The organism is Amycolatopsis acidicola (assembly GCF_007713735.2).
In the GTDB taxonomy this organism is placed as follows: Bacteria; Actinomycetota; Actinomycetes; order Mycobacteriales; family Pseudonocardiaceae; genus Amycolatopsis_E; species Amycolatopsis_E acidicola.
This window is the reverse complement of the sequence record NZ_VMNW02000171.1, coordinates 1-7,862: the sequence shown is the minus strand read 5'-3', so window position 1 is coordinate 7,862 and position 7,862 is coordinate 1. Positions and strand designations below refer to the sequence as shown.

13 protein-coding genes, 2 tRNA genes and 1 pseudogene are annotated in these 7,862 nt (G+C 67.8%); 9 read left to right on the top strand and 7 right to left on the bottom strand.

What is annotated here, in order from left to right:
* The 3 genes from FPZ12_RS44940 to FPZ12_RS44930 form a co-directional block, all read left to right on the top strand.
* The coding region (locus tag FPZ12_RS44940) for a phosphatidylglycerol lysyltransferase domain-containing protein (RefSeq protein ID WP_150980809.1) at positions 1–443 on the top strand (443 nt) is incomplete at its 5' end.
* Positions 444–507: 64 nt separating this feature from the next.
* Positions 508–597, top strand: a tRNA-Ser gene (locus FPZ12_RS44935).
* Positions 598–640: 43 nt separating this feature from the next.
* Positions 641–713, top strand: a tRNA-Arg gene (locus FPZ12_RS44930).
* On the opposite strand, the gene FPZ12_RS46185 is transcribed toward FPZ12_RS44930, so the two are convergent.
* The 3 genes and pseudogenes from FPZ12_RS46185 to FPZ12_RS46795 all read right to left on the bottom strand — a co-directional run bounded on the left by FPZ12_RS46185 (position 679) and on the right by FPZ12_RS46795 (position 2,042).
* On the bottom strand, positions 679–1,101 hold the full coding sequence (locus FPZ12_RS46185; RefSeq protein ID WP_208026237.1) for a fibronectin type III-like domain-contianing protein: 423 nt from the start codon (positions 1,099–1,101) through the stop codon (positions 679–681). The genes FPZ12_RS44930 and FPZ12_RS46185 overlap by 35 nt on opposite strands.
* Positions 1,102–1,150: 49 nt before the next feature.
* Positions 1,151–1,429 (bottom strand): annotated as a pseudogene (locus FPZ12_RS47180) (glycoside hydrolase family 3 protein); the annotation flags it as partial.
* An 85-nt stretch (positions 1,430–1,514) separates the two neighbouring features.
* Positions 1,515–2,042, bottom strand: coding sequence for a glycoside hydrolase family 3 N-terminal domain-containing protein (locus FPZ12_RS46795; RefSeq protein WP_144761774.1), 528 nt, complete (start codon positions 2,040–2,042; stop codon positions 1,515–1,517).
* A 145-nt stretch (positions 2,043–2,187) separates the two neighbouring features.
* Here FPZ12_RS46795 and FPZ12_RS45925 point away from each other — a divergent pair, with 145 nt between their 5' ends.
* Together FPZ12_RS45925 and FPZ12_RS44915 are read left to right on the top strand one after the other, a co-directional pair.
* Positions 2,188–2,328: a hypothetical protein gene (locus FPZ12_RS45925; protein WP_166463121.1), complete on the top strand. Its 141-nt coding sequence runs from the start codon at positions 2,188–2,190 to the stop codon at positions 2,326–2,328.
* Between the two features lie 61 nt (positions 2,329–2,389).
* Entirely contained in the window at positions 2,390–2,860 is a 471-nt protein-coding gene (locus tag FPZ12_RS44915; RefSeq protein WP_144761780.1) for an SRPBCC family protein, read from the top strand.
* 17 nt (positions 2,861–2,877) lie between these two features.
* On the opposite strand, the gene FPZ12_RS44910 is transcribed toward FPZ12_RS44915, so the two are convergent.
* Positions 2,878–3,645 carry an alpha/beta fold hydrolase gene (locus FPZ12_RS44910; protein ID WP_144761783.1) on the bottom strand — a complete coding sequence of 256 codons (768 nt, stop codon included), beginning with the start codon at positions 3,643–3,645 and terminating at the stop codon, positions 2,878–2,880.
* Between the two features lie 59 nt (positions 3,646–3,704).
* On the opposite strand from FPZ12_RS44910, the gene FPZ12_RS44905 reads away from it, so the two are divergent.
* Together FPZ12_RS44905 and FPZ12_RS44900 are read left to right on the top strand one after the other, a co-directional pair.
* Positions 3,705–4,628, top strand: coding sequence for an AraC family transcriptional regulator (locus tag FPZ12_RS44905; RefSeq protein ID WP_243770361.1), 924 nt, complete (start codon positions 3,705–3,707; stop codon positions 4,626–4,628).
* Positions 4,594–5,109: a YceI family protein gene (locus FPZ12_RS44900; protein WP_144761786.1), complete on the top strand. Its 516-nt coding sequence runs from the start codon at positions 4,594–4,596 to the stop codon at positions 5,107–5,109. The genes FPZ12_RS44905 and FPZ12_RS44900 overlap by 35 nt, the downstream gene beginning before the upstream one ends.
* A 6-nt stretch (positions 5,110–5,115) precedes the next feature.
* Here FPZ12_RS44900 and FPZ12_RS44895 read toward each other — a convergent pair whose 3' ends face one another.
* Entirely contained in the window at positions 5,116–5,796 is a 681-nt protein-coding gene (locus FPZ12_RS44895; RefSeq protein ID WP_144761789.1) for a ComEA family DNA-binding protein, read from the bottom strand.
* Positions 5,797–5,994: 198 nt separating this feature from the next.
* Here FPZ12_RS44895 and FPZ12_RS44890 point away from each other — a divergent pair, with 198 nt between their 5' ends.
* Positions 5,995–6,489, top strand: coding sequence for a hypothetical protein (locus FPZ12_RS44890; RefSeq protein WP_208026236.1), 495 nt, complete (start codon positions 5,995–5,997; stop codon positions 6,487–6,489).
* 55 nt (positions 6,490–6,544) lie between these two features.
* Here the strand turns inward: FPZ12_RS44890 and FPZ12_RS44885 are convergent, their stop codons facing one another.
* Positions 6,545–7,138, bottom strand: coding sequence for an ImmA/IrrE family metallo-endopeptidase (locus tag FPZ12_RS44885; RefSeq protein ID WP_144761795.1), 594 nt, complete (start codon positions 7,136–7,138; stop codon positions 6,545–6,547).
* A gap of 1 nt (position 7,139) precedes the next feature.
* Positions 7,140–7,508 carry a helix-turn-helix domain-containing protein gene (locus FPZ12_RS44880; protein ID WP_144761798.1) on the bottom strand — a complete coding sequence of 123 codons (369 nt, stop codon included), beginning with the start codon at positions 7,506–7,508 and terminating at the stop codon, positions 7,140–7,142.
* Positions 7,509–7,633: 125 nt separating this feature from the next.
* Here FPZ12_RS44880 and FPZ12_RS44875 point away from each other — a divergent pair, with 125 nt between their 5' ends.
* Complete coding sequence (locus FPZ12_RS44875) at positions 7,634–7,849, top strand: DUF2188 domain-containing protein (RefSeq protein WP_150980807.1); 216 nt, start codon at positions 7,634–7,636, stop codon at positions 7,847–7,849.
* Positions 7,850–7,862: the final 13 nt, after the last annotated feature.

Below are 7,862 nucleotides of genomic sequence, written 5' to 3'. Positions count from 1 at the left end.
CTCGGAGATTGTGTATAAGAGACAGGCTGCAGTTCGTGCCGTGGGGCGAGGACGGGCTGTCGCTGGACGTCATGCGCCGGGACCGCGCCGCGGACAACGGCGTCAACGAGCTGATGATCTCCGAGCTGTTGCTGAAGGCGCGCGAGCACGGCGTGAAATACGTCTCGCTGAACTTCGCCGCCTTCCGGAAACTGATGGAGCAGGGGCGGCGGATCGGTGCCGGCCCCGTCGCGCGGATCTCGGCGAAGGTGCTCGGCTGGGCGTCACACTGGATCCAGATCGAGACGCTGTACCGGTTCAACGCCAAGTTCCAGCCCGACTGGGTGCCGCGCTACCTGGTCTTTCCTGGCGTCCGCGAACTGCCGCGCGTCGGTGTGGCCGTCTTCGAAGCCGAAGGGCTCGGGGGACGTTCACGCTGGCTCATGCGCATGCTGCGGCGGTGAGGGGGTGCTTGGCGGGTGGTGCGGGTGGCCCTGTAGGCTGCTTCAGCAGTGGACGTTGATTCCGGGAGGCTTCGCCTAGTCTGGTCTATGGCGCCGCACTGCTAATGCGGTTGGGGGTAACCCCCCCTCCCGGGTTCAAATCCCGGAGCCTCCGCTCAGCACCCGGTACGCCGGATGCTAAGTTAATAACTGAACAAGCGCCCGTAGCTCAACGGATAGAGCATCTGACTACGGATCAGAAGGTTAGGGGTTCGAATCCCTTCGGGCGCGCTTCGAAAACCCCCTGTGACCAGGGGGTTTTCTGTTGGCCGACTCCAGCACTCCGGGCAGGTTGCCCGGAGCGCGGAACCTTGGTCAGTGGATCGCGGTCGAGGTGCTCAACGGTAGGTCGCGTGCGGAGCTGCCCACGTAGACCGTGCGTTTCCCGGTCGCGAGCTGCCATTTTGTTCGCGGTGGCCGACCAGTACGACAGCTCGCGCTGGGCGACCGTCAGGGTGACCTTTGTGGACTGTCCGGGACGCAGGCTGACCCGGTCGAACGAGGCGAGTGCCTTGTCCGCGAACTGCACGCCTGACGGCCGGCGGTCGGGCGCACCGAGGTACACCTGCGGCACTGCGTTCCCGGAGCGGGCGCCAGTGTTCGTGACGGTGAAGCTCACTTGCAGGGTTCCGTCTCATTGCTGATGCACGTCCAGATTCCGATAGGCGAAACCAGGTGAACGGCAGATGCCCGCTGGGGCTGACCTTGCCGGTGAGGAGGTCGGCGAACGCCCAGCCTCCTTCGTCGCCGGGGAACCAGCCTTCGAGCAAGGCTTTGACGTTGCCGAGCCAAGGCATCGAGACCGGCGCGTTGCTCTGCGGCACGACGATCGTGTTGGGGTTGGCGGCGGCCACGTCGGCGATGAACTGGTCCCGCCCCTCCGGAAGCGGTTCGGTCAGGTTGCCACTGTTGGTGGTGTAAGCGAAAACGACCGCGGTCTTGGCCTTTTGGCGGCGACGATCGCGGCCGCCCGGTTGGCGGCCTGCTGACTGGGGACGGGACTGCCGGAAAGGTCGGGCGTTTGTGTGACGGTCAGGGTGTGCGGCGACTCCGCGGCGGTGTCCTTGACGACACGTGCGTTCTGCTGAATCGGCTCCGGGGTGACCGTGTGTTGGACGCGCCGTCGAGAAGCCCGAAACGTTTGTACTGCGCGCGGATCCTGCTGACGGCGGCGTTGACGTCGGCGATGTCGACGGTGCCGTTCGCCAGAGCGGCCTTGCTGCCACAGGCGACCGCGCCGTTGATCTTGTTGTAGGAGCACATGATCGACGAGACGCCGGCGTCGACCGCGTCCTGGAACGGTTTGAGGTAGATCTCGTGCAGCGTCTGGGATTCGACGATCACGTCACCGTTGGCGCCGTCGTAGACGATGTAGTGCTTGGCCTGTGCCAGCACGCCCTGGCTTTGGATTCCGGTGATCTCCGCCGCGCCGATGGCGCCGGTGAGCAACGGGTCCTCGCCGAAAGTGATCGAGCCACGGTGCCCTCTCAGTGCATTCGTTAGAACGAGGACCGGCTCGGTATTCCGAGCCGGAAACGAACGTGGAAGTCGGCAGATCATGTGGTCAGGAAAAGTGCCGGTTGCGCGCCACCACGTCGGCGTGACCGTCCCACGGCCCTACCTCGCCGGCTCTGCCGACGACCCGGCCACCGGGATGGCGCCGTGGAGGTCGGCGGATCCGGCGCCGGCGCGCGGAGTCCTCGCGGTGGTCGAGAACGACGCTAACCTTGCCGCGTTCGGCGAGTTCAAACCCCGTGTCGCGCAAGGCTGCCGCGACGCGGTCCACCTCAAGCTCGTGCCCGGCCTCGCCGCCGAGTGTGGCGCACGTCACATATTGGGCATGTAGAAAGGGCGTCCGCGGGTCCGTCCCTGGGATGACCGAAGCCGAACAGACTGGAGTGCCGATCATGACCTCGACCCACGTTCTCGAGCGCACCTACTCCGTCGACCCCGCCACGATTTGGCGGTTCTGGACCACCGTCGACGGGATCGCCTGCTGGTGGGCACCCGACGGGTTCACCACCACCGTCGACTCCCTGGACCTGCGCGAAGGCGGCGAGCTCGTCTACACGATGACCGCGACCGCGCCCGAGACCGTCGAGTTCATGAAGTCGGCGGGAATGCCGCTGGAGACCGTGTCACGCAAGCGCTTCACTCGCCTCGACGAGCCCAAGACGCTGGCCTACGCGTCGCTCGTCGACTTCGTGCCCGACCACGAACCGTACGAGTTCGGCACCGAGGTGGAGCTGGTCGAGACCGACGGCGGAACCCGCGTGGTGATGACCGTCGAATCGCTGCACGATGAGACCTGGACGCAGCGCTTGTTGGACGGGCGGGCCAACGAACTGGCCAACCTCGCCCGCATCCTCGAAGCCTGATGTGCATCCGCTGCCGCTCAGGCGCGGCCATTTGCGGCGAAGGACAGGACGTATCTGGCCGTCCGGGGCGGGTCTTCGAGGTTGGGTGAGTGGCCCGCCCCGGCCAGCAGCTCGATTTGCGCGCCGGGGACGGCGCGGTATTCGGCAGCGGACGAAGGCGCCCAGCGAAGGTCTTGTTCGCCGAAGAGCACCAGTAGCGGTTTTCCCAAGGGAGCCAGGCGTTCCGGGAGTCCTCGTTCCTTCAGGTAAGCGCGGATCGACTGCGTTTCCGCGGCGAACACCTGGAGATCGATGTCGCGGAACTGGTCGACATACTCCTGCGGGATCTCGTAGCCCGGCCGGAATCCGGAGCGCATCAGCCGGCGGACCTGCTCGTCCGAGAGATCCGGCCACGGCACGTCTCCGAGGTCGATCTCTTCCGCGATATAGGCGCCCATGTTGGGCCCGAAGCTGATGAACACGAGCGCGGACACCAGATCCGGCCGCTCCTCGGTGAGTGCGGTGGCGAACGCCGAACCGCTGGAATGGCCGACTACCGCAGCGTGTTCGACGCCGATCCGGTCCAGTGCTTCGCCGACGAGGCGGGCTTGGGCCGGCACCGCGTAGCTCTCCGGTTTGGCCGAGCCACCGCATCCCGGCAGGTCGATCCGGATGACGTGCAGCGAGTCCGTCAGCAACGGGACCATCGGGTCCCACGAGCGCAGTGACGCGCCGGTTCCGTGGATCAGCAACAGCGCGGGGGCGTCGGGTGGCCCGTCCTGGCGGAGATTGATCGAAACAGTCATCCACTCACCTTCGCCGCCGGTGGGCACCACTGGCTTGGACAAATGTTCCCTCGCCCGGATTGCGTACCATCGAACCCGTGGTGCCCGAGCGGGACGACGGCTTGTTGTGGGACATCGCCTGCCCGCAGCGGCCGATCCGCGTGCCCGGGGTGAGCATGGCCGGGTTCGGCGACCGCGGCATCACCCCGCCAGGGCTCCGGCTGATCCCGCATCCGGCGGTCACCATGATCCTCGTTTTCGACGGCAACATCGCCGTGGAGGACGCAACCGGTCGTCGGCAGCAGGGCAGTTTCGTGTTGGGGCCCGGGTTCGGCGAAGCTCTCCGCGGGTTGAGCGTGGACGCCTTCGAGTGCTTGCAGGTACGCCTTTCCCCGGTAGCCGCGCAAGCGGTCTTCGGTGGCGTGGTCTCCGAACTGGATCGCGCGATGGTGCCCCTCGATACCTTGTGCGGCAAGGAGGCCGCGCGGCTCAGCGACCGGCTGGCGGACTTTTCCGGGTGGGGGCAACGCTTCTCGTGGATCGACGGGTGGCTCGCCCGGCGTTGTGCGGAGGCCACGGAGACTTCACCGGAAGTGGCCTGGGCGTGGCGCCGGATCGTCGCCGGCCGGGGCGCGGTCCGGATCGAACACCTCGCGGACGAGCTCGGCTGGAGCCGCAAACGTCTGTGGTCCCGGTTCCAGTCCCAGTTCGGCCTGCCGCCCAAGCGCGCCGCGAAGCTGGTCCGGTTCGACCACGCCGTGCACAGCCTTGTCGCTGGCCACCACGCTGCACGGGTTGCCGCCGATGGTGGCTACGCCGACCAATCCCACCTGCACCGTGACGTCGTGGCGTTCACCGGCCTGACGCCTGCGACCGTGGTCGATGAGCCGTTCCTCGCTGTCGACGACATCGCGTGGGGATGGCGAAAAAACCACACGCGGGCACCGGATCTCCGCCACACTGGCCGCCATGACGACGAGCATCGAGATTCCCGCGGCCGGTGACTACCGGATCGACGGCGCCGGTTCCGGACTTTCCTTCACCACGAGGCACTTCTTCGGCCTCGGCCCCGTGCGCGGGACGTTCCGGATCCGCGAGGGCCGGCTGACCGTGGCGGACGACGTGGCGAACTCTGAGGTGGCGGCCACGATCGACGCGGCGAGCATCGACACCCGCAACGGCGCGCGCGACCGGACGGTGCGCTCCGCCCAGTACCTCAAAACCGACGAGCACCCCGACATCACGTTCGCCTCGAGCGGGCTGGAGCAAGCCGACGGGCAGTGGGTGCTGCGCGGCACGCTCACCGTCCGCGGCAACAGCGGGCCGCTGGACGTGCACCTCAGTTCGGCGGCCGAGGACGGCTCGCGGCTGCGGGTGCGCGCCCACAGCCGGGTCGACCGCTACGCCTTCGGTGTCACCGCGATGAAGGGGATGACCGGCCGGTACCTCGACCTCGAACTGGACCTGGTGGCGGACCGGGCCTGAGCAGCCTCAGCCGAGCAGGATCGCGCGATCCCTGATGCGGTCCCAGAAAGTCACGGGCACGTCGGCGCTGATCAGGAACTCGTCCACGGTGAAGAAGGGCTCGCCGCGGTTTTCCCGCGCGCTGACCAGCGCCGCGGCCACGTCGCCGGGGAGGTCACAGACTTCGGCGATCGTCGCGGCCGGCGCGTGGTTGAGATCCACCAGCCCGCCGTCGTCGTACGTGCGCCCGACGTTGGGGCGGCCGATGTGCAGCTCGCGGGCGAGCAGCGGGTCGTCGGCGGCGAGCTTCCTGGCCTCGTCGCGCCTGGCGCGCGCGTCGAGCACGGCCTGGATCGCCGGGTCGATCGGTTTCGGCTGTTCCGGCGGTGCGGCCGTGTGGGCGAGACGGCGCGCGGGGCCGAGGAGAACACAGCCCAGCACGATGATGGTGAGTGCGAGCAGCCCGCCGATCGTGCTGATCGGGCTGTCCACCACCTGGCCGTTGGCGTCCTGGGGAGTGATCACCAGCAGCACGTACATCAGCGCGTCCAACGCCGCGAAGAGCAGCGCGAACCGGCGGGCACGGGCGGCCTTCGACCGGATCGCGGCGTGCAGGAAAGGCACCCAGGCGAACAAACCGGCCGTGCCGACCAGTACGACGTAGTACCAGCGGCCGCCGACGCGCACCGGCCCGTTTCGCGATGTCATGCCGCCCCCTCCGCTCGTCGATCTGGAGTCGCATCGTACGCGCCGCCGTTACGGGCCGGCCGGAGAATCCACAATGGACATACGACTTTCCTGCCAAGGGCCTGGACGCAGAGCGTGACAGGCGTCGTTACGCAGCGAAGCACCATGAGCCAGGGAAAAAAGATCGGCAATCCCGCCTTCGCAGGTATCCTGACCGCCATGACTCGCACGCTGCTGGGGATCTACCTCAATGATCACCTGACCGGCGCGATGGCGGGCGTGGAGCTGGCGAGACGGCTGGCGCGCACCGAGGGGGAGTGGGCAGGCGGCGGCAAGCTCGAGCGCCTGGCGGAGGAGATCGCGCGCGACCGGGACGCGTTGGTGGACATGATGGCCGCGCTCGGCGAGCCGGTGCGCAGGCTCGAGCTGGGAATGGGCAGGCTGCTGGAAAAGCTCGGCCGGTTCAAGCCCAACGGCAAAGTGGTCAGCCGTTCGCCGCTCAGCCGCGTGGTGGAGCTCGAAGGGATGCGGATCGGCGTCGAGGGCAAGATCGCCGGCTGGCGTACGCTGCGTGCCCGCGCGGCCGTCGACTCCAGACTGGACATCGAGCGCCTCGACGAGTTGATCGCGAGCGGACGCAGTCAGGTCACGCGGCTGGAGCGGCTTCGGGTGCGCGCCGCCGCGGAGTTGTTCGGTGCGGCGGAAAACGGCTGAGCATCCTTTGTGGACAGAGTTGTCCCCAGGGTGTGCACAGCACTGTGGAAGATGATCACGGTGTGGCGGGCGCCACCTCCCGCAGTCGTCGTTCCTTTGAGCGGCAAGCGATCCGGCGCGCGGCGGAGACGTTCATCCGCCACTGCGCCATCGCCACGCTCACGCCGAAGTGGTTCGCCACCGACCTGTCCGACCAGCCCTTGAACGCCGCGACCCGCGCGGCGTCGGTGGGCACGAGCAGCTCCCCGGACAGCTCCGCTGCCTCCTCCTCGATCCCGGAAACCGCCGAGCGGCAACCGTTTTCGTCGGTGAGCATCGGGCCGAACGGGTGCTCCAGCAGGATGTGTGCCATCTCGTGCGCCATCGTGGACCGGCGCCGCCGCGGCGGGTGCACGTGGTTCTCGATGATGATCGCCCCGCTGGGCACCAGGGGAACCAGCGCTGCCGAGAACACGTGCGGGCGCACCTCGGTCAGATGCCGGACCGATTCGGCGGGAAGTTCCGGGTTCGTCAGGTCGAACACCTCGATCCCGTACAGCTCGGCGAGCGCGTACGGGTCCAGCGGGGCGAACACCTTGGTGCCCAGTTCTTCCCGCACTTCGAGGGCGAGCTCCTTGGCCTCCTTCTTGAAGCCGCGGCGCAGGGCCACCTCAACCTCCCTTGTTCTTGGCTCGGATGTGCCGAAGCGTTATGCCGACCACGTCCAGCACGTGCTGCTGGTCGGACTCGGTGAGTTCCTCTTCCGCGCGCAGCAGGGGTGCCAGCTGCGCCTCCAGTGACGGCCTTTGCTTGTCCCGCAGGCCTTCCGGCCACACCATGAACGTCTCCGCCGGCATGCCGAGCCATTGCACGAGCGCGATGAACCCGTCCAGGTCGGGCCGGTGTCCGTTGCCCATCCGGCTGACCAGCGACGCGCTCACCCCGGCCTCGGCGGCGAGTTGCCGCCACGACAGCTCCTTCGCCTCCCGCTGCGCGTCCAGCACCTGGTACAACCTGCCCGCGTCCAGCCGTCCCGACATGTTCCCCCTCATCGCCCGAAGCTCGTGTCGTCGCAGTTTCGCCGAGGCGTTGCGGGGGTGCAACAGTGGGTCGGTTCTGGTATGGTTTTGCAGTACTGGGACAGGATGAACTTGGGGGTTCCGTGATGACGTGCACCGTCTACTGGGTTTCGCCGCTGTGCGGTGACTGGGATGTCCGCCGCGTGGGCCGGGTGTTGTCGCACCATGGCCGCAAACGCGAGGCGGTGGCCGCCGCGGCGCGGCTGGCCCGGGCCGACAGGCCCAGCGTCGTGCAGATCCAGCGGCGTGACGGCTCGATCGAGAGCAGGCGGGCGTACCGGCCTTGCGCGCGCCCGGGGTGACCGGGGTCTTCGG

Excerpts from the sequence above, each read along its gene's own strand:
- FPZ12_RS44900 (WP_144761786.1), top strand. The coding sequence starts at position 4,594 with ATGACGACGAGCATCGAGATTCCCGCGGCCGGTGACTACCGGATCGAC.
- FPZ12_RS44890 (WP_208026236.1), top strand. The coding sequence starts at position 5,995 with ATGACTCGCACGCTGCTGGGGATCTACCTCAATGATCACCTGACCGGC.
- FPZ12_RS44915 (WP_144761780.1), top strand. The coding sequence starts at position 2,390 with ATGACCTCGACCCACGTTCTCGAGCGCACCTACTCCGTCGACCCCGCC.
- FPZ12_RS44880 (WP_144761798.1), bottom strand. The coding sequence starts at position 7,508 with ATGTCGGGACGGCTGGACGCGGGCAGGTTGTACCAGGTGCTGGACGCG.
- FPZ12_RS44895 (WP_144761789.1), bottom strand. The coding sequence starts at position 5,796 with ATGACATCGCGAAACGGGCCGGTGCGCGTCGGCGGCCGCTGGTACTAC.
- FPZ12_RS46795 (WP_144761774.1), bottom strand. The coding sequence starts at position 2,042 with ATGATCTGCCGACTTCCACGTTCGTTTCCGGCTCGGAATACCGAGCCG.
- FPZ12_RS44875 (WP_150980807.1), top strand. The coding sequence starts at position 7,634 with ATGACGTGCACCGTCTACTGGGTTTCGCCGCTGTGCGGTGACTGGGAT.
- FPZ12_RS44910 (WP_144761783.1), bottom strand. The coding sequence starts at position 3,645 with ATGACTGTTTCGATCAATCTCCGCCAGGACGGGCCACCCGACGCCCCC.